Raw genomic sequence first — 302 nt, forward strand, 5'->3', positions numbered from 1 at the left:
GCGGTCTCCTCCGGCATGGGCACCTGCGGTCTGGTGGGCCAGATCGGCGTGTACACCGGCGGGGTGAACGAGATCGCCGCCGGCACCAAGGCCGCCAGCACCCCCATGGACTGGGCTGCCATGGCCCTCATCTGCTTTGTTCTGCCCGCAGTCCTGAGCGTTCTCTTCTGCGAGATCGAGCGCCAGCTGGGCTGGATCAAAGAGGGCGAGCTGAAGCTGAACTAAACTCCCTCCGTCATCGCTTACGCGATGCCACCTCCCTCAATGAGGGAGGCTAAAAGGCTCCCTCTCCGAGGGAGCTG

General features: G+C 64.2%; 1 protein-coding gene. It reads left to right on the plus strand.

Going from position 1 to position 302, the window contains the following annotated elements; translation table 11 throughout:
• On the plus strand, positions 1–225 hold a 225-nt coding region (locus P0G09_RS18650), incomplete at its 5' end, for a PTS sugar transporter subunit IIC (RefSeq protein WP_275253416.1).
• Positions 226–302: the final 77 nt, after the last annotated feature.

Origin of the sequence: Faecalibacterium sp. DFI.5.82 (assembly GCF_029076575.1) — a bacterium.
In the GTDB taxonomy this organism is placed as follows: domain Bacteria; phylum Bacillota; class Clostridia; order Oscillospirales; family Ruminococcaceae; genus Faecalibacterium; species Faecalibacterium duncaniae.